We start from the raw sequence: 20,839 nt of genomic DNA on the forward strand, positions 1-20,839 counted from the left end.
TTGTCAGGTGGTGGACGGAAAAGCCGGCCGCCTCGGGTGTATACCCGATAGTGCCCGCTCCTGCCGGATGCTACGGCGGGCGTTTCGCGGTTGCGATATGGCGGGAATATCCCGGGGCAAGCAGGCCTCCTTGCCGATCACGCCGCCTAAACGGACCTGAGCATGCAGCAGAAACAACCGAGCTTCGTTTCTTCCCGCCACTATATGGATGTCGCGGAGCGCTTCCTGGACGTCGGCTTCTGGAACGCCGACATGACGACGGGGGAGGTGCGCGGAACGGACGGATTCTACCGGATCCTGGGGTTGCCGCGGGACGAGGCGTTCAGCCTCCATCGCTGGGTTAGCCTGCTCCACCCCGACGATCGCGAGGATTTCCGCTCCCTGTACGCCGTCGTCACCATGGGCGTCTCGGTTTCCCGGGAGGTGCGGCTGGTCGACGGGGATCGCCCGCCGCGGCGCATTCGCATCGCCGTGGAAGAGCCGACGACGATGAACCGCATCGTCGGCCTGGTGCAGGATGCCGCCGCGGAGCGGGAGGCGAAGGCCGCCCTCTATCGCGAGCGCGCGCGGCTCAACGCCTTCATCGAGATGGTCGGCGGGGCTTTCTGGGCGCGCGACCTGAACAGCGTGGTGGGGGACCTGCGCGGCTGGGACAGCATGACCGGCCAGCCTCCGGTGCAATGCGGCAAGGAAGGCTGGCTGGAGGCGATCCATCCCGACGACCGCGAGCGGATCGAGGAGACAAGGGAAGCCTGCGAGCGCGACGGCCTTCCGCGCGACATATCCTATCGGCTGCTCTATGCCGATGGCCAATACCGGGAGGTGCTGGCGCGCACGACGCCCGTGCGCCAGGAAAACGGCACGCCGATCGAGTGGATCGGCCTCATCGAGGAAACATGGCGGCGCGATACGGTGGGGTCGCAGAACGACCCGACGCTTCGTCCGCAACAATTGCGTGCCGCGCGCGTGATGCTCGGCTGGTCCGCCGAGACACTCGCCCAGGAGGCAGGTGTCTCCATCGCAACGATCAGGCGATATGAGACCACCGGCGAGCACATGAAGGACGCGACGGTCTCCGCCATCGTCGCCGCGCTGGCGCGGCATGGCCTCGTGCTGACCTCCTCTTCCACGGAAATGGGCCTCAGGCTCCGGCATTCGCACATGCCCGACTGAACGGAGGTCGACGCGTGGAATTATACAATCTTATTCAATTGTTGCGGGCAGAATTCAGCTTTTGAGTAGAATAAGCGCAGTTTTCATGGACAGGGCGAGTGAAAGGGGCCGGTCTCGTTTCATGGTTGTCAAGGGAGCCTTGCTACTTTAGGGCATCCGAATAGATGCGATCGTATCGGTCCGACATGAAGACGGATTCGGGGCTTAGACATCATCATCGAGAAAGCCGCCGAGGTGCCCCATGCAGTCGAGTCCTTCTTCCACTCCAGCCGCGTCTGAAGCTCCGTCCGTCATCACGGGCGACGAGGAGGCCGAGCGCATCCGGCGTCTTGTTGCCCGCATGACCGAGGCGAAGAGGATGCTCGACGGCCTTCTCGCCAATCTGGCGCTGGTCGAGATGTCCATGACGGACTCCACGCCGGACGGCCCAACCCACTGAGCCCGTCCGCACGTTCGTGGACCTGAGGCGCCGGGCAGTTCCCGCCGCGCTTCAGCTATTCAACCATTCGAATGGATCGCAGTGCCGGCAGGTCGACAAGACGTTTGCGTGGGGCGATCTGCTGCGAAATTTTCAACCAGACCCGCTGCCGAGGAGGAACCATGACAGCCTTTTCTTTCGGCCTTGCATCGGATGCAAGCGCCATTCTTGCCGCAATGCACAAATCCCAAGCCATCATCGAGTTCGATTTGACGGGTAAAATACTGACCGCGAACGAGAACTTCTGCCGCGCGCTTGGATATGCGCTGCCGGAGATCATCGGACAGCACCATCGCCTTTTCGTCGATCCGGCGGAGGCCGCCTCCGAGGAATATCGCGCCTTCTGGGCCAAGCTGGCGCGCGGTGAATTCGATCAGCGTCAATACAAGCGCATCGGCAAGGGCGGCAAGGAGATCTGGATCGAGGCGTCGTACAATCCGGTGTTCCGCCGCGGCAGGCCCTTCAAGGTCGTGAAGTTCGCGACCGATATCACCGCGCAGAAGCTGAAGGGCGCCGAGGATGCCGGCAAGCTGGAAGCCCTGTCGCGCGCGCAGGCCGTCATCGAGTTCACGCCGGCCGGCGACATCCTCGCCGCCAACCAGAATTTCCTCGCCACGCTCGGTTACCAGTTGTCCGAGATCGAGGGCCGGCATCACTCGATGTTCTGCGACCCGACCTATTGCCAGAGCCCGCAATACCGCCAGTTCTGGGACCGGCTGAGGGCCGGCGAGTTCGTGGCGGAGGAATTCATGCGCATCGGCAAGGGCGGCCGGCGCATCTATATCCAGGCCTCCTACAATCCGATCTTCGACATGAACGGCAAGGTCTTCAAGGTGGTCAAGTTCGCCACCGACGTGACCGGCCGTGTCGAGAACGTCGAGACGCTGGCCGGTGCTCTGACGCGGCTCGCACAGGGCGACCTGACGCTGCACCTCGCCAACCCGTTCATCCCGAGCCTCGAACAGTTGCGCACCGACTTCAACGGCGCGTCCGAGCGGCTGCGCGCGGCCATGAGCGCGGTCGGCGAGAACGCGCAGGCGATTGCCGCCGGCTCGGGCCAGATCCGCTCTGCCGCCGACGACCTGTCGAGGCGCACCGAACAGCAGGCCGCCTCGGTGGAGGAAACGGCGGCGGCGCTCGAAGAGATCACGACCACGGTCGCCGATTCCAGCCGCCGCGCCGACGAAGCCGGAAAGCTCGTCGCAAGCACCCGCGAGAATGCGGAGAAGTCCGGCGAGGTGGTGCGCAAGGCGATCACGGCCATGGGGCAGATCGAAAGCTCCTCGCGGGAGATCTCCAACATTATCGGCGTGATCGACGACATCGCCTTCCAGACCAACCTCCTGGCGCTCAATGCCGGGGTCGAGGCGGCGCGCGCCGGCGAGGCCGGCAAGGGGTTCGCGGTCGTGGCGCAGGAGGTGCGCGAGCTGGCGCAGCGTTCCGCCAATGCCGCCAAGGAGATCAAGGCGCTCATCAACACGTCCGGCGAGCAGGTGAAGAACGGCGTGTCGCTGGTCGGCCAGACCGGCGAGGCACTGGAGCAGATCGTCCGGCAGGTGCAGGCCATCAACACCAATGTCGCGGCCATCGTCGAGGCGGCGAAGGAGCAGGCGACCGGCCTCGGCGAGATCAACCAGGCCGTCAACACGCTGGACCAGGGCACGCAGCAGAATGCGGCCATGGTCGAGGAATCGACGGCCGCCAGCCACAGTCTCGCCCGGGAGGCCGAAGCCCTCTTCAACCTCTTGGGCCAGTTCCGCGTCGGCGACGATAGCGGCAGAAGCCGGTCGATGGACCTGCACGACCAGCGCCCGGCGGCGTTCCAGCCGCGCAGGCTGGCCGGATAAGACAGGCGCATCCGGAAGGCGCGCCCTGCAGGCGGCGGCGCCCTTCCGGACGACTTGTCCTTCCTCTGTCCGACATGTTGTCCGCCCGTGCCAGGGGAATTCTAGTCATCTCTTTGAAAGGATAAAGTTTTTCAGTTGGTATGCTCTTTGCCTCATCCCTGTCGCCAGCGAGAAACAAGGTGGAAGGGGAAGCCAATATGTACAACGAGGGTCTCTTGATTGCACGCCTGCTCCTGGGCGTACCGTTCATCGTGTGGGGAATATTGAAGCTGCGTGGCGGCGAAGCCAAGTTGGTGCCGGGCCTTCAGGCCTTGGGACTGCCCGATGCCGTGTTCTTCGCCTACCTTATCGGATTCTGCGAGCTTGTCGGCGGGATCGCGATCGTCCTCGGCTATCCGGCGCGTACCGCAGGCATCCTGCTCGGCCTCTGGTGCCTGGTTACGGGCTATGATGCCCATAGGGGCAACATGACCGAACTTCTGAAGAACGTGACCATGGCAGGCGGCTTCTTCGCTCTGGCCACCGTCGGGGCCGGCTCGCTCTCCCTGTTCGGCGGCGCTCCCGGCGGCCTGTTCGCATATCTTCCCTAGGGTGGCGTGCGGCCGGCATCCGACGCGGCCGCGACACTATCGTTGAAGGACGGCAATCAGCCTGCGTGGTCAATAGACGTCGCGCAGGTATCGTTTTTCCCGCTTGAGCCCTGCGACATAGTCGGCCGCTTTATCCGCCGTCAGGCCGCCCTGGGTGGCGATGATCTCGACAAGCGCCTTGTCGACATCGTGCGCCATGCGGCTGGCGTCGCCGCAGACATAGAAGGCGGCGCCTTCCTCCAGCCAGGCGAAAAGCGCCTTGCCGTTTTCGCGCATGCGGGTCTGCACGTAGATTTTCTCTTGCTGGTCGCGGGAGAAGGCAAGGTCGAGCCGGGTCAGGAGCCCGTCGCGGCTCATCTCCGACAACTCGTCCTCGTAGATGAAGTCGCTTTCGCGGTGCTGGTCGCCGAAGAACAGCCAGTTTCGGCCCCTGGCACCCCGGGTACGGCGTTCCTGGAGGAAAGCGCGGAAGGGGGCGATGCCGGTGCCGGGCCCGACCATGATGACGGGCGCGTCATTGTCGGCGGGCAGGCGGAAGGACTTGTTCTGCGAGACGAAAATCCCCGCTTCCGCGCCCTCCGCCACCCGGTCGGCAAGGAAGGTCGAGCAGACGCCGCCGCGGTCGCGGCCGTCCGCGTGGTAGCGCACGCTGGCAATTGTGAGGTGCACGCCGCCGGCGGCCGCATGCGGGCTGGAGGAGATGGAATAGGCGCGGTGCTGGAGCGGTTTCAGCAGGGCGAGAAGGTCCGCAGCCGAAAAGGCCGATGGCGGCGCGAGGGCGAGGAGGTCGCAGATATCCTTGCCCCAGAGGAAGGCATCCAGCGCCTCCTTGTCGCCGTTGCGCAGCACATGGGTCAGCTCCTCGTTGCCGGCGCGGCGCTCCACCTCGGCGATCAGGTCGCGCGAAGGCGTGGAAATCTCGAATTTTTCGGTCAGCGCGGTTTCAAGGCTCGTCTCGCCGGCCGGCGTATGCGGATCGGCCCCGAGGTGTGAGAGGAGCAGCGAAACGAGGGCGGGATCGTTGACGGGCATGACGCCGAGCGCGTCGCCGGCCTCGTATTCCAGCCCGCTGTCGCCGAGGTCGAATTCATAGTGGCGGATTTCCTTGGCCGATGCGCTGCCGGAAAGGCGGCGGTTGACGGCAAGGCGGGACGGATAGGGGTTCTTGCGGCCCCAGCCCGCCGTCTTCGGCACGGCGACGGCAAGCGTCCCGCCGGAAACCGGTACTCCGCCGGCGTTTTCCGCGGCGAGCGGCAGGGCCTGCCCGACCCAGGCCGCAGCCGGATCCTCATAGTCGATGTCGCAGTCGCGCCGGGCGAGGATGCGGGTCGCGCCGAGCTGTTCGAGGCGCATGTCGATGAGCTTTCCGGCCTGGCAGAAGCCGTCATAGCCGGTGTCGCCCAATGCCAGCACGCCGAAGCGCAGGCTCTCCAGCCGCGGCGCGGTGGACGCGGAAATCGCCTCCCAGAAGAGCTGCGCGTTGTCGGGCATCTCGCCTTCGCCATAGGTGGAGGTGATGACGATCAGCCGCTCCATGGCGGCGAGTTGCTCCATGGTGATATCGTCGAGGCCGGCGACCTCGGGGGAAAGACCGAGCGCGCGGGCGTTCGCCGCCGCGTCCATCGCCACCCGTTCGGCGTTGCCCGTCTGGGTGCCGTAGAGGATGTGGAGGCTGGCGGCTTTTACAGGCGCAGCGGCGGCGGCAGTGACAGGCGTTTCGATGGCAAGGCGGGAATGGAGACCGGCGAGGAAACCGGAGAGCCAGGCCCGCTGGTCGGCGTTGAAGGGCGCGTCTTCGGGGATGTAGGGGATCTTCATCGTCTCTGTCTCACTGTCTCGCGGGCGCGAAGCCGGAAATCGCCTGGCGCGCGAACAGCTCCTCGAAGCTGGGGATGCGGCCGATGCGCTCGATGTTGCGGGCGGACTGGTGGAGGATCCAGCCATAGGTACCGGGGCTGTCGATGGCGCGCGTGTTGCGGCCCTTCAGCGCCTGGCGGTAGTCGTCGAGGCGTTTTGCGGCGACCATCACTGCCAAGGCTTCGTCGTCATAATCCGCGATGGCGTCGCGCGCGTAGCGGGCGAGCTTCTGCATCAGGGAGAAATCCTCCGTCAGCAAGAGGTTGCGCACGGCCTTCTCCACGGCGGGATCGGACGGGCCGCGCGCGCCCGGCACGCGGGCAAGGGCAATCGACTGCGCCATGCTGAGCACCGTGTAGTTGTTGAGAAGCGCGAACATGCCCTCCGTATCGGTCTCGCCATAGCCCGGCACGGCGCCGTTGAGGATCGCCCTGCGGTCGCGATAGGCGAGCTTGAACTTGCGCACCTGATGGGCGGCGAGCGCCGTGGAGAGTTCCTCGACGAGGTCCTTGCGGCTCTTCGCCTTCAGGATGGCGTCGCTGTCCTGGTAGAGCAGCAAGGCGCGCGGCAGGCCGTAGACGAAATTGTGCTTCTCGCTCTCCCAGTTTTCGAGGAGCCAGCGCGCCTTGCGGGAGCCCGTTGCCGCCAGGTGCCATTCCAGCAGCAGGCGCACGGTGTCCGCATGCACGGCCGCCATCGGTTCCGTCTCGTCGCCGATCGAGCCGAGCAGGATGGAATCGTGGCTCATCTTCTTCGGCAGGTCGCCATAGGGGTCGTACTGGTAGACGAAGCCGCCGCTCATGCCATTGCCGAAACCCTTGCCGAAGGTGCCGAGGTTGAGCACCGCGCCGTTCGTCATGTATTCGCAGCAGAAATCGCCGACGCCTTCGACCACCGCCGTCGCGCCGGAATTGCGCACGGCGAAGCGGTCGCCGGCCTGGCCCTCGACGAAGAGCCGCCCGCCCGTCGCGCCGAACAGCGCAAAGTTGCCGACCAGCACGTTGCCGCCCGCCTCGTCCGAGCCGCCGCCCGGCGAGCGTACGGCGATGACGCCGCCATTGGCGCTCTTGCCGACGCCGTCGTTGCAGGTGCCGGTATGGGTCAGCGCCATGCCGTCGTTGCAGAAGGCGCCGAAGGACTGGCCGGCCGAACCCGAGGTGGCGATGCGCACGCTGCCGGCATCGAGGAAGCGGCGGCCCCGGTCGTCCTGGCGGACGGCGGGAAGGTGCCGCGCCTGTTCTCCGGTCAGTTCGTGGTTGAGCAGGCGTTCGATGTCGATGGCGAGCTGGCCGCCGACCGTCTTGTTGCAATTGTTGAGATGGCGGTTGCCGCCAAGCTCCACGTCGGCGCGCCGGCCGTCGACGAGGGCGGAGCGCACCAGTTCGATGAAGTTGTCGTCGACGGCGAAATCCTTCTCCATGTAGACGGGATCGGCGATCTTCACCTCCTCGACGACGGCGAGCATGGCGCGCAGGTCAAGCTGCCCGACGCTCGCGGGGTGGTCGAGGAGATGAAGGAGATCGCTGCGGCCGCGCGCCTCGCGCAGTGACGACAGGCCGAGCGCGGCGAGGATTTCCCGCGTCTCGTGCGCGATGTTGAGGAGATATTGCGCCAGCGCCCGCGGATCGCCGTCGAAGACCTCCGGATTGGTGGTGAGGCCGGCGGGGCACTTGATGTTGCAGTTCTTCGCCATCACGCATTTCAGCATCATCAGTGCAGTGGTGCCGAATTCGAAGCTGTCGCCGCCGAGCAGCGCCGACTTGACGACGTCGCTCGCCGTCTGGTGCGCGCCGGAGCAGCGCAGCAGCACCTTCTGGCGCAGGCCGTTGGCGCAAAGCGCCTGATGCACCTCGGCGATGCCGATCTCCGCGGCGCGGCCGGTATATTTGAGGCTGGTGACGGCGGCGGCCCCCGTGCCGCCAGTATTGCCGGCGACATTGATGACGTCCGCGCCCGCCTTGGCGACGCCGACGGCGATGGTGCCGATGCCCTCGGAGGAGACGAGCTTGACGATGACGCGCACCCTTGCGGCCTTGCAGTCGTGGATGAGCTGGGCGAGGTCCTCGATCGAATAGGTGTCGTGGTGCGGTGGCGGGGAGACGAGCTCGACGCCGGGTGTGCCGCCGCGGGCCGCGGCGATCTCCACCGTCACCTTCTGGGCGGGCAGCTGGCCGCCTTCGCCGGGCTTGGCGCCCTGGCCGATCTTGATCTCCAGCTCCTCCAGCATGGGATCGGCGAGGTAGCCGGCCCAGATGCCGAAGCGACCGGAGGCGAACTGCTTGATGCGCGAGGCGCGGATGGTGCCGTAGCGCGAAATGTGCTCGCCGCCCTCGCCGGAATTCGACATGCCGCCGACCATGTTGGTGCCGTGCGCGACAGCCTCGTGGGCGTTTGCCACCAGCGCGCCGTGGCTCATCGCGCCGGAGGCAAGCAGCGGGGTGATCTCGCTCGCCGGCTGTACGCTTTCGAGCGGGATGCTGTCCGGCGCGGTGCGGATGAGCGCGAGATAATTTCGCGCCTCGCCGTCCGCCTGCACCATCAGCGCGCCGCCCTCCAGCCAATGGCCGAGGATATCGCCGCCGAAGCGCATGACGAGCGACTGGCCGAGCGCTGCCAGCCGCGCCAATTCGCCGCCGGTGAGGGTGAGGCGGAACGTATCGCCGGCAAGGGTTTCACAGGCAAGGCCACGCACCAAGAAACTGTTGTTGCCCTTGCGCGAGAAGCGGCCCATCTCCTTGCGGAAATCCTCTGCCGACGAGAGGTAGGTGACGTCAGCCGGCAGCGCGAGCACGTCACGCAGGGCAGCGGGGCGACGGGCGCGCTCCTCGGTCATCTGGCGGATGAAGGTGCGGTAGCCGGGGGTGATGGCGAAGCGGTCTATCGCTTCCGGCGTCAGCTTTTCGTAGCCGTTGTTGCGGTAGGCCGCGTCATCGAGGCCGAAGGCGTCGTCCAGCCGGTTGAGCGTCAGGAGGCGCAGGAACGGGTCGTCGTCCTCCTGCCGGCTTTCGAAGCCGATCTTCTCCTCCGTCATGTCGACGAAGCCGCGCACGGCCGCGGTGCCGAAGGAGTGGCCCGCGCCCTCCGCGCGCTCCTTGAAGAGGCCGAGCAGGGGAATGTCGTCCTCGCGCGTCACCGTCAAGGCCTTCGCGTGCCAGTCGGCGACGGCGGCGGCGATCACCTTGAAGTTCACGCCGCCGACGGGCGTCTTCACATTGGGGAAGTAGCGCTTCAGCACGCGGTCGCCGGTGTCGAGGAAGTTCGGCTCGAAGAACTCGCCGCCGATATAGCTTTCGGCGGTGCAGAGGCCGACCTTGCCCATGGTCTTCATCAGCGCCTTTTCCGCCGCCTTGGCGAAGCGCTTGAAGGCCTTGTCGGCCTCGCCCCCGAACTTCTCCTCGGCGCGGAACTGCACGCCGAGCGGATAGACCGCCGACGCGCCGAAGCCGAGCACGGCGGCGACATGGTGCGAGGAGGCGATCTGCCCGCTTTCGACGACAAGCGACAGCCGGAGGCGCAGGCCTTCCTCGATGAGCTTCTGGTTGACGGCGGATACGACGAGGATCATCGGCAGGGCGGCGCGGGCGCGCGCGACATGCCGGTCGGTGACGACGGCGATGCCGCCCTCTTCCCGGGCGAAGGCCGCGATAGCCTCGCACAGATTATCGATCGCCTTTTCCAGCGCTGCTTCATTGGCGTCGGCATCCTCGAGATCAGGCCTATAGAGCATCTCGAAGCGCTTGACCGGCGTTTCCGCCTGCTCGCGGATGCGCAGCATGTCGAGATGCGTCAGGATCGGGGAGGGCACGACGATCTGGCGCGCGGCCTTCGCGCCGATGTTCGGCTTGGCCCCGAGCGCCACGCGCAGCGTCATGCCGTCCGCCTCGCGGATCGAATCGAGCGGCGGGTTCGTCACCTGCGCGAAGCGCTGCGAGAAGTATTTGGCGACACCGCCTTCCTGGTCGGAGAGCGCGTTGATGGCATTGCCGTAGCCCATGGCGGAAATCTTCTCCGCGCCGGTCTGCAGCATCGGGTCCATCAGGAACTTGAAGCTCTCCTGGTTGAAGGAATAGGCGACGTACCGCTGATGACGCTCGAGGTCGCCGTTGTAGCGAAGCGGCGAACCCTGGGCCTCGGCGGGGATTTCCGGCAGTTCGGCGAGCGTCACGCGCGCCTCGCGCAGGAGCTCGCGATAGGGGCGGCGGGCGGCCAGCATCTCCAGCGCCTCGTTCGTGCCGAAGGCGCGCTTTTGCACATGGTCGTAGCAGAGCATGCCGCCGGCCTCGATGCGGCCGCGACGCAGCACGCTTTCCGGCGGGAAGGCGATCTGGCCGGCCTCCGACATGACGCAGAGATAGTCGGCGGTCTCGACGGTGCGCAGCGGGCGCAGCCCCAGCCGGTCGAGCCGTGCGCCGATAATGTCTCCGTCGCCGAAGATGAGGGCGGCAGGCCCGTCGTTCTTCTCCTCGTAGAGCGAGAAATATTCAAGCATCGCCACGACGTCGGGCGACAGCGTGTCGTCGTTCTCCCAGGCCGGCGGCATCATCGAGACGACGGCGGTGACGAGGTCGAGACCGTCCTCCAACACACGCGCCTGCAAGGTCTGGTCGAACCGGCAGCTGTCCGACTGGCCCTTCGGGCGGATGATCGAGGCGTTCCTAGCGAGCGCGATGGCGGCCTCCGAAAGGCGGTTCTTGCGGTCGGTGTTGAGTTCGCCGTTATGCGCCATCAGCCGGAAGGGCTGGGCCATGGAGGGATGCGGGTCGGTGTTGGTCGAGAACCGCGTGTGGAAATACATGGTGTTGACCGTGTGGTCGGGGTCCACGAGATCACGGAAATAGGGCATCACCTCGTTGGAGTTCAGCCGGCCCTTCAGCACCTGCGTGCGCGCGCTCAGCGAGAGCGGATAGAGGCCGGCGAGCTGCGGCTCGGTATAGGCGCGCGCCTCGATCGCCAGCAGCGCCCTGTGGATGTGGACATCGAATTCCGCCTGGCTCGCCTTTTCGTCATGGCATCCGAAGACCCATTGGCGGATCGGCTGCTGGTGGCGGATCGCCGCCGGGCGGATGGCGCTTTCGTCGATCGGCACGTCGCGGGTTAGCAAGACGGGAAATCCCTGCGCGCAGAAGGCATCCTCGATGATACGCTCACCCTCCAGCCGGAAGACGGGGTCGTTCGGCAGGAAGAAGTTGCCGACGCCGAAGCGCCGCGGCTGAAGGTCGTCCCGGCCCGTCAGCTTGCGGAAGAAGCCGAGGGAGATATCGACGGAAACACCGGCGCCGTCGCCGACGCCTTCGGCCGACGTGCCGCCGCGATGCGGCACGGCGCAAAGCGCCCCGTGGCCCTTCTTCAGGACGTCATGCGTCTGTTTGCCGTCTTTTCGCGTGATGAAACCGACGCCGCAACTGCTCTTCTCTTGCGAGGGATCGTAAAGGCCGAAGGTTTCTTCGCGCGGGTCCAACGTGCATCCTCCTGTCATGATGTGTCAGTGATGCTGACCTATATTAACAGGAGTACTTGAGTCAAGTTTTTGTTCGAAAAATTCGCGATCGGATTGATTGGCGAAATTTTCTGAGCTTTGATGCGCTTGTGGATATGGAAAGGATCGTTCGCCCGTCGATGCTTTTTCCGACCTGAGGGGCGCAGAAGGGCAAAACGCATGTGCGCGAGGAAGACGGGGCCTGCCAGCTATATTCCGGCCTCGCCGTGACGTTTCGGCCTTCGCCGTGAAAGCAACCTTCCCAGAATGAGCCCGGAATAAACGAATAGCGCGCCCGCCTCGGACGTCGGTTTCCGGTATGGGGTCGCAGAGCGTGGATCCCACCTTTTGCGATCCGCTACTGGAAAGATAAAGATCATGCAAAGCGTTTTCCTCGCGGCCACCTTGTCCCTGTGCCCGTTCTTTCTCGATGCGCCTCCGGGACTCTACGGTTATCTCGAGGCCTGCGGCACGATCGTCATTCCGGCGCAATCCGACTTTGCTACTCGCCTTGATGACGGAAAGGCGCGGGCTGGCCTCGACTGCGCCCGCCCGTCGGCTGATGCCGCAGGTGAACGCAGGGGGCATGCATGCAAGCGCCGGATCGGCGTCCACTCCGACACGGCGGAGCTGCGGCCGGCCGACAGGGAAAAGGATGTAATCATGGGATTTTGGGATCGGATCAGGCAGCTTGCAGGCGCCGGCATCGGCGTATCGCCTGCCGCCGCACAGGACAAGGCGGCGACCGCGGCAGAGGAGGGCGGCGAGGCGGCGGATGCTGCCTTCGAGCAGTCTTGGCAGAAGCGGGATGCCTTCTGGGCGGGCGTCGGCAGCGTCGAGAAGGATGTGCTCGGCCATCTGATCAGCCCCGGCCTGATGGGCGGTCCGCAATGGCCGACGACCCGCCAGGCCTACAAGGTCGTCCGGCGGGCACATTCCATCGTCATCGCGACGGACGGCCTTTCCGATCCGTTCGAAGATGGCCGTAAGGGCAATGGCTTCGGCATGGAGCTTTTCGTCGAGACGGCGGACATCCTGCCGGCCCATGCAGGCCGGCCCGGGGATATTTCAAGGCTTTCCGAAAGCTGGGCCTTCGAGCTCGTCAGCCATGTCGCCGGCACGGTGGCAAGGGTCGGCGGCATCTCCGCCCAGCTCGACCAGTATGGCGTCCTGTCCATGGAGCTCCCCGGCGTCAGCCAATCGCACGCGATCGGAAAGCAGGTACCGGCGCGCTATGTGACGGCCGATGACAGTCTCGGCGTCCTGATCGGGATGCCGGTCGAGGGGTTTTCCACGGCCGTGGAGGGCATGCCGCTTTCCCCGGTGCGCGTGGTGCCGGTGACGATCATCACGGCGGCGGAACTCGAAGCCTTGCGGACGGGCGGTGCCGACGCGCGCCGGGCGTTGGCGGAAGCGCTGGCCAGGCAGGGCCGCCATCACCGGTCCTCGCTGCGCTGAGGCCCCGGCACAGGCCGGGTGAAAGCCGTGTCGGTTCACCGCGCAGGCCTTGGCAGGCGCACCTGCGTCAGCGACTTGACCCGGCCGGGCCGGAGCCCCTTCAGCTGCGTCAGCAGATCCTTGGCGGCGGCGTTGCCATAGGCGCGGCGGCTGATGCCGAAGAGCATGACGCCGGGTTTGCCGCCGGCATCGCTGTAGCGGGCATAGCGGTAGGCGTTCCATTCGACGATGTACTGCCCGTCGGTGTCCTTGCTGCTGACGATGAAGTCGAGCAGCGCCTCGCCGGCCGCCTCGTTCTGGATGACGTCCATGTTGACGAGCGGGTCCGTCGCCTTGCGCTGGTTCAGCATCGTCACCTGGGCGCGCACGGCATCCATGACGGTGATGCCGCTTGTGACGGTTTCGACCAGGATCATCTGGTCGTATCGCTCGGCGCGCTGTCCGTCCGGAAGATATTCCTGCTTGATGTAGGTTGCGGAGGGCTGCGCGCTCCAGGCGAGCTTGTAGGCGTCGCCTTCGAAATCGATAGGGCCCGGTATGCCGAGCACATCGGTGGCCTGGGCAAGGGCGGATGTCGCCGTGAGCACGAGCGCGAGGAGCGCGATGCCGAGATGGCGGGCGGGGCGGCTGATCGAACGGGTGGTTGCCATGATCTGTCTCCTTCCGTCAAAAGCGCAAGGCCGCCGGGTTCATCCGGCGGCCTCGTTTTCTTCAGGCGCTCAATCGGCGTCGCCGGTTCTTGCCTTGGCGCCTTCGGCGGGCACCCTTGCCGCCGCGTTGCCGACCGACGCGGCGAGCAGGGCCTGCGTCGGGTCCGCACCCTTGAAGCCCGCCTGCGCGAGGATCTCGTCGAGGATGGGCTTCTGGGCGGTGAAGCTGAGAAGCTGGCTGCTGAGGTCGCCGACGGCATGCCCCGCACCATCGCCGCCATTGCTGCCGTTGCCCGCCAGCGCACCGGCGAGGCCGCCGGCACTGAAGATGCGGATGTCGGAAATCTTCTCGATCGGCTTCATGGCCTGTTCCAGCGCCTGCGGGATGATGGCGACGCGGGCGCGGGCGAGCTCGAACTCGATGATGCTGGCAGAAAGCGCGTTGCGGGCTTCGTTGAGCGCGCGTTCGGCCTGGGCTTCGGCCTGGCCGAGCTCGATGACACCCGTCGCCTTGATCTTGGCGGCTTCCGCATCGGCCTGGGCCTGGATCTTCGTCGCGGCGGCGAGGTTTTCCGCCGCCTGGCGCTCGGCCTCGGCCTTGACGGTGATGGCGGTCGCCTCCTGTTCGGCGGCCTTGCGCGCATCGAGCACCGCGATGCGCTTGGCGCGCTCGGCGATCTCGACTTCCCGTGCCGTCGCCACCTGTTCCTCGGCGGTGATGGCGGCGGCCTTCGCCTCGTCGGCCTTGGCGCGGGCGGCCTGTTCCTGCTCGCTCTTCTCGGCGACGGCGATGGCGGCGTCGATGCGGGCCGTCTCCGTCACGCGGCGGGCTTCCGCCTCGCGCTCGGCGATGCCGCGCTCGGCATCGATGCGAGCGGTCTCGCGGGCCTGGCGCGCCTGGGAGTCGCGTTCGGCAATGCCCTTTTCGGTGTCGAGCCGGGCGGTTTCCTCGCTGAGGCGGGCAAGCTGCTCGGCCTTGGCCGCTTCCGCGCGCGTCTCGGCGGTCTTGTTGGCGATGTCGCGTTCCTGCGTCAGCTCGGCGTCGCGCTGCTCGCGCTCGATGGTGAGGCGGCGCAGCGTGGCTTCGCGGTCCTTGGTGGCGATCTCCACCTCGTTGTCGCGGACGATCTGGTTGCGCTCGCGCTTGCGCTCCTCGGTGATCTTGGTGAGTGCGGTCAGGCCTTCGGCGTCGAAACTGTTGTTCGGGTTGAAATGCTTGATATCCGTCTGGTCGAGGCGGGTCAGCGACACCGATTCCAGTTCGAGGCCGTTCGATTGCAGGTCGTGCGCAACGGCGGCCTGCACGGATTTGACGAATTCGGCGCGCTGCTCCTGCAGGTCGCGCAGCGACATGGTGGCGGCGACCGAACGCAGGCCGTCGACGAACTTCGCCTCGACGAGCGTCTTCAGCGCATCGGCGTCGTTCGTGCGGTCGCCGAGCGTCTGGGCGGCGAGGGCGATGTTCTCCGAATCCGGCTTCACGCGGACATAGAACTCCGCGGTGATGTCGGCGCGCATGCGGTCCTTGGTGATCAGCGATTCGTTTTCGGCGCGCTTGACCTCGAGCCGCAGCGTGCTGAGCGACACCCAGGAATAGGAGTGGAAGATCGGCAGGATGACCGATCCGCCGTCGAGCACGACCTTCTTGCCGCCGAGGCCGGTGCGCACATAGGCCTTGTCGCGCGTGGCGCGGGTGTAGAGCGAGGTCATGATGATGCCGATGACGACGATAGCCGTCACGATGACCCCGGCGATGATTCCTACCGAAAGGAAGTCCATGATCGTTTACCCTCCGTTGTTGGGATAGTGGCCGTCTTCGAGCACCGCCGGGGCGGGAATGGCCTGGAAGAGGCCGTCCTTGCCATCGACGATGAGCACGGACGCGCCCGTCTCGATCACATGCCCCGGCACGGCCCGGGCACGCAGCGTATGGATGTTGTCGTAGCGGTCCTTGATCCGCACCGTGCCGGGATGGCCCTGGTCGAGCGGCCCGAGCGTCACCGTCCCGACGAGACCGATGAAATCGGCCTGTTCCTGCACGCTGGTCTCGTCGCGCGGGATGATCCGCGCCAGACCGCGGGACGACCAGCGGGTGACGGGGATGGCGACGGCGAGCGCGCCGGTGACGGCGGCATAGAGCGGCAGCGGATCGCGGAACTGCGAGATGACCGCCTGCAGGGCAAAGCCGGTCGCCGAGAAGGCGGAAAGCAGGATGACGGCGAGAACGAGGATCGGCACGCCGCCGGCGTTGAGCCAGGACATCCACCCGCCGAGAAGGCCCGATTCCGCGTCACCCGGCCCGTTGAAGTCGAGGCCGTCGTCGATCAGCCCGGAGGCGGAGGCGCCGAGCAGCACCGAGACCAGTTCGACGATGCCGAGGCCCGCCACCGTCAGGAGCGCGATCCAGAAGGGAGCGGTGCCCGGGTGGACGATGGAATCCATCAGCGCTCACCGTGCTTGAAGGCGGCAAGGCGCGCCTCGATCGCCTTCTGGCGCTGCAGGCGCCCCAGTTCCTCGACCTCCGCCGTGCCGTCCATGGCCGGCTTGGAAGGCACGCCGGTGACGCGCTCGACGGCTTCGAGCGCATCGGCAAGGCGCCGGTCGTTGCGCTGGGACGGGGTGGCGGCCGGCGGGGCGGCGCGCTCGGCGCGCCGTGCATCCTCCAGCCGCTTCATCGCGTCGGCGCGGGCCGAGGCGATGCTGCGCAGCGTCGCCTCGGCATCGGCGATCTCGCCGGCATTCTCCAGGATGGCCTTGGACAGCGCGTCGCGCTGGGCTTCGAGGTCGATCTGGACGCCGGTGGCGGCGCGGGCGAGGTCTTCGCGGCCGCTTTCCAGCCCGACCTTGATCTTCTCGTCGAGGTCGCGGATCTCCGCGTCGAGGTCGTCGGCCTTGGCCTTCAGCCGGTGGCCGGCGGCCATGGCGACGCCGAGCGCCGCGCGGGCTTCCTCGGCGATCGCGCCGATCTCGCGGACGGCCTGCTGCGCCACGGCGACCGGGTTCGATGCCTCGGCGGCATCGACCGCAGTGTTGACGACGCCGGCGATGACGCGCCCGAGACGGGCGAGGATACCTTCGTTGGACATGGAAGCCTCCTTCTTCGAATGGATGCCGGCCTGGATGCCGGCATAGAGACAGATGGACGACCCGGCAAAGACGAGCCGCGCTTCGGCAAAATCCACCCAGCCCTCGCGATAGCCGCTCGCCGCGTAGGGCAGCACGATGCGGCCGCCGAGCGTCGCGATGCTCACGCTGTCCGGGCCCTTGACGGCGAATAGCTTGGAATCGAGCGGAATGTCCGCGACGATTTCCCCCGGCTTGCGGCGGCCGTGGTCGCGCAGCGCAAGCGTGACGAGGCGGGCGGGAAGACCCGTCGCCGCGCGGATTTCTTCATAGGCCGCCTGGTGCAGCGCCACGACATTGGCGCCCTTGGTCCGGTCCAGGATCGCCATGGCCTGCTGATAGGCCTCCAGCGTCTCGGACAGCGCCTGGCGCATGTCCGGGGTGGGCTGAAGGACGAGCCTGAGGCTGGATGTGAACTTCGTTGCCATGGTTAAATATATAAAGCACTTCATTGGTGCTTTCAAGGCCAAATTTTAAGCGACTGCCTATTCAACGGATGAGGCCGGCAGACTCTTCGGTTGGCCGACTGTCGTTTTTCGCGAAACGCGTGTTGCGCACGAAAGGCGCGGTGCCATCTTGCGCGGCCGCCGGCCGCCTGCGAGGCTCGTCCGGTCCTGCAATTGTCGGGAGCGAGGGGATGGGCCGTTTCGTCGATATCGCTGTCTTTCGCGCGCATCGCTTCAGCCTGGGGCGGGACGCGGAAACGGGTGCCCTTTACCTTTCAACGCCCGTCAGCGGTTTCAACCGCGCCGCGGAATACGAGGCCTATTTCCGCATCAGCGCCGAAGCGTTCGAGCGGTTTCGCGCCGACCCTGATACGGCCGAGGCGTTCCTGGAGGCCTGCCGGAACCATGAGCATGAAGACCGGCGGCTGGCTTGACCGGCCGGCAGGGCCGTCAAAAGCGAAGACCGGCATGCGTTTCGGCCTTGAATTTGAAATAAGCCGGTTATGTTGATCGTCTTATCTGGGTCGCGCCCGTGACCGGTCAGGCCGTTCGATATCGTCAAGAAGTGTCTTCATGCAGATTTTCCCCCGTTCCTTCCGCATTGGTCTCTCCCTCGTCTTTCTCGTCTTCCTCGCCGCGCCCGCATTCGCGCAAGCTCCGACGCAGGCGGCCATCGCGCGCTCCGACGTCATCGCGGCGGAGATGAAGGCGCTTGCCGAAGGCGGCGACCTGGAAGGCGCACGCCGCAAGGCGGAGGCGGCGAGCGCCCGGTTCAAGGCGGAGGGAGAAGCCTGGCTTGCGGCAAGCTATGCGGTCTCGGCTGTCGACTATGCGATGCGCGTGGGCGATGCGGCGCGTGTCGATGCCGATTACTATCCGCGCATGGGGGAGCTGCTCGCAACGCTCGAGCCGGTCGAGGAGACCCGGGCCAATCTCCTGCTCGAACTCCTGATGGACGCGAAGGGCCGGCTCGGCGACAAGGACCGGCAGGATGCGCTGGCGGAGCTTTATGAGGAGCGGATCCGCAAGGCCCACGGCAAGGACAGCGCCGAGGACATCGACGCCCGGGTGCGCACCGCCTACAGCCTGCTGGAGAGCCAGCGCCTGGAGGACGGCCGCAGGCGGCTGCGCGCCGCGCTGGCCGCCTCGGCGAAGACGGAGCTGCATGCCGTGACGCTGCGGCACTATACGCAGGCGGTGCGCAGCTTCCAGGCGAGCGGACTCAACGACGACGCGGCGGCGCTCTTGCGGGAAGCGGAGCAGACGCCCGCCGTCCGCGCCGAGGTGAAGGAGCTTGCCGACTTCTACCTCGCCTATGCGGAGTTCCGCAGCGCGGTGCCCGACAGCCAGCAGCATTTCGTGCCGCTCTATTCGATGGCGACCAATCTCTATGCCCGCTTCTACGGCCATGAGTCTCCGGAACTGATCCACGCGACCGACAAGCTGGCGAGCGCGCTGTCGGATGTCGGGCAATATGGCACGGCGATCGACCTCGAACGGCGCAATTACGAGATCGCGCAGAAATCGCTCGGCGACGACGACACCGTCACCTGGCGCATCGCCAACAACCTCGCCGACATGCTGCGCGGCATGGGCTCGCCCTCGCGGGCGCTGGAATATGACCTGAAGGTGCTGGAGAACCGTACCCGTCACTACGGCCGGAACCATTTCAACACGCTGGTGAGCGCCAACAACACCGCGCAGAACTATCTCGATCTCGGCAACTATGCCGAGGCACGCCGCTATTTCGCGCTGTGCCTGGAAATATCCCGGGCACTCGGCGATCCCGTGACGATTGCCGGCATGGAGGCCTGGCTCGCCTATACCGACCTGATCTCGGGCGCCCGGCCGATGGATGCGGCGGCGGTCGGGCGCGTCGAGGCGCTCGTCACCGATTCCAACTATCCGGCGATCCTCAGCATGAAGGCGGCCTATCTGCTGGCGGATCATTTCGCCAGGGCGGGCAATGCGGAACGGCAGATCAAGCATCTGCAGCAGGCCTACAGCATCGCCGCGGGCGAGATGAGCACCGGTCATCCGCTCGCCTTTGCCGGGCGCATCGCCATCGCCAATGCGAAGGCCGCGACGGATGCGGCCACGGCCGCCGGGGAATTCGCCGGCATCGACCAGGACATGCTGCGCTGGGTGCATCTGCAGGTCTCGGTGGCCGGCGGGCGGGAGGTCGGCGAGGCGGTGCGCGCCATGGCCGACGGCATGCTCTATGACTATGCGCGCTTTGCCGAACAACACCCGTCCGCCGTGCCGGCCTTTGCGGATGCCGCCCGGCGCTGGCCCTCGCTTGCCACCGCCGATGCGGACAACGCGCTGAAACTTGCCCGTTTGATCGATCGCTCGGATAGCGAGACCGCCCGCCTGCTCGACCGCATCACACGCCTGTCGCGCATCGCCCGCGAGATCTTCGCCGCCGATGTCGAGCAGGATCTCGCCTATGCCTATCTCTCCGACACCAAGGCGCTGGAGCAGCAGCTGCACGAGCGCATCGTCGCGCGCTATCGGCTGGATCGCGAGACGATCCTGAACCAGCCGTTGCCGACCCCGGGGGACCTCTTGGGCGCGGACCAGGCGCTCGTCCAGTATTTCACGACCCGCAAATGGCGGGTGGACCGAGAGAGCGCCGATCCGGTCGCGGATGCGCGGCTCTACGCCATCGTCTGGCGCAAGGACGCGGCGCCGATCCTGCGGGCGCTCGGCGATCCGCGCAGGCTGCTGGCGGGCGGCGATGACATGGTGGCGGCGCTCCAGACGCGTGACCGCAGTGCTGACGAGGGCAGGGGGCTGCTGGTCCAGGCGAGCAAGCGCGCCTTCGCGCGGCTGCATGACGCGCTGATTACGCCGATCGATGCCGACATCGCCGGCGCCGGGACCGTCTTCATCGTGCCGGACGGGCAATTGTTCGCCTTGCCCTTCTCCCTTCTCGAGGACCGGGCCGGCACGCTGCTCGAAGAGCGTTTCACGCTCAGGCTCCTGACCGAGCCGGAAGCGCTCTACCGGGCCGTGGAGGATCGTGCGCTGCCGTCCGACGGCCGGATCGTGCTGGCGGGCGGCATCGACTATGCGAAGGGCGAGGAGGCGGGCGCCATGCCGCTGCCGGGAACGCTGCGCGAGGTGGAGGCGATCGGCAAGATCCTGTCCGGTCCGGGCCTGAAGATCGAGACCCTTTCCGGTGAGGCCGTCGGCGAGGCGGCGCTGCGCGAGCGCATGGCGGGGGCGACCGTCGCCCATCTGGCGACGCACGGCGCCTATGGCAGCGCGAAGAACGGCGGGGCCAGCAATGTCGATACGCTGTGGCAGAGCGAGGTCATCCTCGCCCGGTCGGGCGATACGCACGCCATGCGCCGCGACGAGAAGGACGGGCGGCTCTACGCCTTCGAGCTGATGGGCTGGGATCTCTCCGGTCTCGACCTGCTGGTGCTGTCGGCCTGCGAAACCGGCCGCGGCGACGAGGCCTTCGTGGGGGGACTGCGCGGCCTGCCGACCGCGGCGAACCTTGCCGGCGCCAGGCGCTCCCTCCTGACGCTCTGGCCCGTCGCCGACGATGGCACCGCCGATTTCATGGTGCGCTTCTACGAGCACCTGAAGGACGGGCAGGCCTATGCCGAAGCGCTGCGCAGCACCCGTCGCGACGCTATCGAAGGCCGCATCCCCGCGGCCCGGGATCCGCTTGTCTGGGCCGCCTTCGTGCTGTTCGAAAACTGATGGCGGCGGATGCCGCTTGGTCTA

Annotated in this window: 13 protein-coding genes; 7 read left to right on the forward strand and 6 right to left on the reverse strand. The window is 66.5% G+C overall.

Annotated elements, in window-relative coordinates; all coding sequences use genetic code 11:
* The first annotated feature begins 162 nt into the window (after positions 1-162).
* The 4 genes from AABQ55_RS26950 (at position 163) to AABQ55_RS26965 (ending at position 4,088) form a co-directional block, all read left to right on the forward strand.
* On the forward strand, positions 163-1,173 hold the full coding sequence (locus AABQ55_RS26950; RefSeq protein ID WP_272808418.1) for a PAS domain-containing protein: 1,011 nt from the start codon (positions 163-165) through the stop codon (positions 1,171-1,173).
* A 241-nt stretch (positions 1,174-1,414) separates the two neighbouring features.
* Positions 1,415-1,612, forward strand: a complete 198-nt coding sequence (locus AABQ55_RS26955; RefSeq protein ID WP_272808417.1) for a hypothetical protein — start codon at positions 1,415-1,417, stop codon at positions 1,610-1,612.
* Between the two features lie 161 nt (positions 1,613-1,773).
* Positions 1,774-3,498, forward strand: coding sequence for a methyl-accepting chemotaxis protein (locus AABQ55_RS26960; RefSeq protein ID WP_272808416.1), 1,725 nt, complete (start codon positions 1,774-1,776; stop codon positions 3,496-3,498).
* 197 nt (positions 3,499-3,695) lie between these two features.
* Positions 3,696-4,088 (forward strand): DoxX family protein, encoded by a 393-nt coding sequence (locus tag AABQ55_RS26965; RefSeq protein ID WP_272808415.1) that lies wholly within the window; start codon positions 3,696-3,698, stop codon positions 4,086-4,088.
* Positions 4,089-4,157: 69 nt separating this feature from the next.
* Here the strand turns inward: AABQ55_RS26965 and AABQ55_RS26970 are convergent, their stop codons facing one another.
* Both AABQ55_RS26970 and AABQ55_RS26975 read right to left on the reverse strand, forming a co-directional pair.
* Positions 4,158-5,906: a sulfite reductase subunit alpha gene (locus tag AABQ55_RS26970; protein ID WP_272808414.1), complete on the reverse strand. Its 1,749-nt coding sequence runs from the start codon at positions 5,904-5,906 to the stop codon at positions 4,158-4,160.
* Between the two features lie 10 nt (positions 5,907-5,916).
* Complete coding sequence (locus AABQ55_RS26975; RefSeq protein ID WP_272808413.1) at positions 5,917-11,403, reverse strand: glutamate synthase-related protein; 5,487 nt, start codon at positions 11,401-11,403, stop codon at positions 5,917-5,919.
* A 681-nt stretch (positions 11,404-12,084) separates the two neighbouring features.
* On the opposite strand from AABQ55_RS26975, the gene AABQ55_RS26980 reads away from it, so the two are divergent.
* Positions 12,085-12,879, forward strand: a complete 795-nt coding sequence (locus AABQ55_RS26980) for a suppressor of fused domain protein (protein ID WP_272808412.1) — start codon at positions 12,085-12,087, stop codon at positions 12,877-12,879.
* A gap of 35 nt (positions 12,880-12,914) precedes the next feature.
* Here the strand turns inward: AABQ55_RS26980 and AABQ55_RS26985 are convergent, their stop codons facing one another.
* The 4 genes from AABQ55_RS26985 to AABQ55_RS27000 all read right to left on the reverse strand — a co-directional run bounded on the left by AABQ55_RS26985 (position 12,915) and on the right by AABQ55_RS27000 (position 17,080).
* Entirely contained in the window at positions 12,915-13,529 is a 615-nt protein-coding gene (locus tag AABQ55_RS26985; protein ID WP_272808411.1) for a hypothetical protein, read from the reverse strand.
* A gap of 69 nt (positions 13,530-13,598) precedes the next feature.
* Positions 13,599-15,308 carry a flotillin family protein gene (locus AABQ55_RS26990; protein WP_272808410.1) on the reverse strand — a complete coding sequence of 570 codons (1,710 nt, stop codon included), beginning with the start codon at positions 15,306-15,308 and terminating at the stop codon, positions 13,599-13,601.
* A gap of 6 nt (positions 15,309-15,314) precedes the next feature.
* Positions 15,315-15,971: an OB-fold-containig protein gene (locus AABQ55_RS26995; RefSeq protein WP_244770125.1), complete on the reverse strand. Its 657-nt coding sequence runs from the start codon at positions 15,969-15,971 to the stop codon at positions 15,315-15,317.
* The gene (locus AABQ55_RS27000; protein WP_272808409.1) at positions 15,971-17,080 is read right to left on the reverse strand and encodes a PspA/IM30 family protein; all 1,110 of its coding nucleotides are present in this window, start codon (positions 17,078-17,080) and stop codon (positions 15,971-15,973) included. The genes AABQ55_RS26995 and AABQ55_RS27000 overlap by 1 nt, the downstream gene beginning before the upstream one ends.
* A gap of 209 nt (positions 17,081-17,289) precedes the next feature.
* Here AABQ55_RS27000 and AABQ55_RS27005 point away from each other — a divergent pair, with 209 nt between their 5' ends.
* Both AABQ55_RS27005 and AABQ55_RS27010 read left to right on the forward strand, forming a co-directional pair.
* Positions 17,290-17,532, forward strand: coding sequence for a hypothetical protein (locus AABQ55_RS27005; RefSeq protein WP_272808408.1), 243 nt, complete (start codon positions 17,290-17,292; stop codon positions 17,530-17,532).
* A 139-nt stretch (positions 17,533-17,671) separates the two neighbouring features.
* Positions 17,672-20,815, forward strand: coding sequence for a CHAT domain-containing tetratricopeptide repeat protein (locus AABQ55_RS27010; RefSeq protein WP_272808407.1), 3,144 nt, complete (start codon positions 17,672-17,674; stop codon positions 20,813-20,815).
* The last annotated feature ends 24 nt before the right edge of the window (positions 20,816-20,839 follow it).

Origin of the sequence: Shinella sp. WSD5-1, from assembly GCF_963942435.1 — a bacterium.
GTDB classification, from domain to species: Bacteria; Pseudomonadota; Alphaproteobacteria; order Rhizobiales; family Rhizobiaceae; genus Shinella; species Shinella yambaruensis.